Genomic DNA, 2,562 nt, shown 5'->3' with positions numbered 1-2,562 from the left:
ACCAGCATGCCGACACCCTCGGACCAGCCGGTGCCGTCCGCCGCACCCGCGAACGCCTTACACCGACCGTTACGCGCCAACCCCTGCTGCTGCGCGAAACTCGCGAACGTGTCCGGCGTCGGCATCACCGTGACACCACCAGCCAACGCCAGATCACACTCACCACGACCCAACGACTGCGCCGCCAAATGCAACGTCACCAAAGACGACGAACACGCCGTATCAACCGTGACCGCCGGACCCTCGAACCCGAACATGTACGACACCCGGCCGGAGACGACGCTGCTGGAGCTGCCGGTGCCCAGGAACGCCTCTACGCCGTCCGGTACGTCGATCACCCGAGCGCCGTAGTTGTGGTACATCACCCCGGCGAAGACACCGGTCTGGCTGCCGCGTACCGAAACAGGGTTGATCCCGGCGGACTCGAACGCCTCCCACGAGGACTCCAACAGCAACCGCTGCTGCGGATCCATGGCCAAGGCCTCCCGCGGCGAGATCCCGAAGAACCCCGGATCGAAGCCCGCCGCGTCATAGAGGAAACCACCAGCCACCTCATAGACCGAGGTGTCCAACAGATCCGCAACATCCCAGCCCCGGTCGTCGGGGAACGCGCCGATGCCATCCCCACCAGAGGCGACCAACTCCCAGAGCTGTTCCGGTGAGGCCGCCCCACCCGGGTAGCGGCAGGCCATCCCCACCACCACGATCGGATCCTCGGCCCGGGGCTGCACGATGCCAGTCGCGACCGGGGTGGCGGCACCCACCACCAGGCCGAGGATGAACTCCGCGGCCACAGTCGCGGTTGGGTAGTCGAAGACGAGCGTTGCCGGCAGCCGGAGGCCGGTTTTCGCCGCGAGCTGGTTGCGCAGCTCGATCGCGGTGAGGGAGTCGAAGCCCAGTTCCTTGAAGGCGGCTGTCGGACCGACAGCCTCTGAGCCGTCGTGCCCGAGTACACCGGCCGCGGCCGTCCGTACCAGATTCAGTACGGCCTCGAGCCGTTCTCCGGCGGCCAGGGCGGCGATTTGCTCGGTCCAGCCGGAAGCGGAGCCGCTGCGTTGAGCCGTCCGGCGGGACTTCCGGACGAGGGAACGAAGGATCGGCGGCACGTCGCCGCTCTTGCGGAGAGCGGGAAGGTCAAGACGCATCGGAACGAGAACCCCACCTTGCGCCCAGCCCACATCGAACAGAGCCAACCCCTCAGCCTCAGACAAGCCCGCCACACCATCAACACCCGCGCCCATGCCGTCGGCCTGCTCCCACAAACCCCACGCCAGGGACGTACCAACCAACCCCGCCGCATTGCGCTGCCGAATCAACTCATCCAAGAAACTGTTCGCCGCCGCGTAGTTCCCCTGCCCGCCACTGCCCAGCACACCCGAGGCGGACGAGAACACAACGAACATGTCCAGGTCTCGACTCACGGTCAGCTCATGCAAGTAATACGCCGCGTCGACCTTCGGCCCGAACACCACGCCCAACCGCTCCGACGACAGCGACGTCACCAGGCCGTCGTCGAGAACACCCGCGGTATGCACCACCCCACGCAGATCCGCGATCCCCCCAAGAAGCCCAGCGACCGCCTCACGATCCGACACATCACAAGCGGCCACCCGCACAACAGCACCCAACGCCGACAACTCGGCGACCAAACCCTCGGCCCCCGGAGCGTCCAAGCCACGACGACTGGTCAGCACCAAACTCCGCAAACCGTGCTCCACCACCAGATGCCGCGCCAACAACGCACCCAACGCACCCGTACCACCCGTGATCAACACCGTGCCGTCAACCGGCACCGCAGCCGACGACGCCACAACACGGACCAGACGTGGAGCCTCCCAGCGCCCATCCCGAAGGACGAGCTCCGGCTCACCGCTACCAAGCGCCACACCCAACAACTCAGACGTCACCGGTGCAGCACCCAAATCCAGCAGCACGAACCGACCCGGGTTCTCCATCTGCGCCGAACGAACCAAACCTTGCACCGCGGCATCCGCCGGCCCAGAACCAGCCGTCAAGAACACCAACAACGACTCACCAAACCGATCCTCACCAACCCACCGCTGCACCAACGCCAACGCCGCCGCCACAGCCTCACGAGCCGAACGCACCACCCCAACAGCAGAATCAACCAACGACGGCACGACGACCGCGGCCGGAACCGGACCAGCGAAGTCGCCGTCGATCGTCGTCCAATCCCCATCCCAGGCATGCGCAGCGACCTCGACCCACTCGAGGCCGAACATCGAATCCTGAACCGTGCTGAGCCGCGTCGACTCCAGCGGACGCAACGCCAGCGACTCGACAGAGAGAACCGGTGCGCCAGCAGTGTCGGTGATCGCCAGCGAGACCGCGTCGGTTCCGGCCCGGGCGAGCCGAACCCGCACCGTCGAGGCACCGGTGGCGTGCAGGCCCACTCCACTCCAGACGAACGGCAGCATCGGACCGGTAGCCGTCGCCTCGACGAAATCGCCGAGGGCGATAGCGTGCAGGGCCGCGTCGAACAGCGCCGGGTGCAGACCAAAACCAGTCACCGCCGTGCCATCCGGCAGCTCCACCTCGGCG

1 protein-coding gene is annotated in these 2,562 nt (G+C 66.7%); it reads right to left on the bottom strand.

Annotated features, from left to right (window positions below):
- The coding region (locus tag AB0C25_RS36525) for an SDR family NAD(P)-dependent oxidoreductase (RefSeq protein ID WP_357379644.1) at positions 1-2,562 on the bottom strand (2,562 nt) is incomplete at both ends.

Source organism: Micromonospora sp. NPDC048839 (assembly GCF_040649915.1).
Taxonomy (GTDB): Bacteria; Actinomycetota; Actinomycetes; order Mycobacteriales; family Micromonosporaceae; genus Micromonospora.
This window is presented reverse-complemented; position numbering and strand designations above follow the sequence as displayed.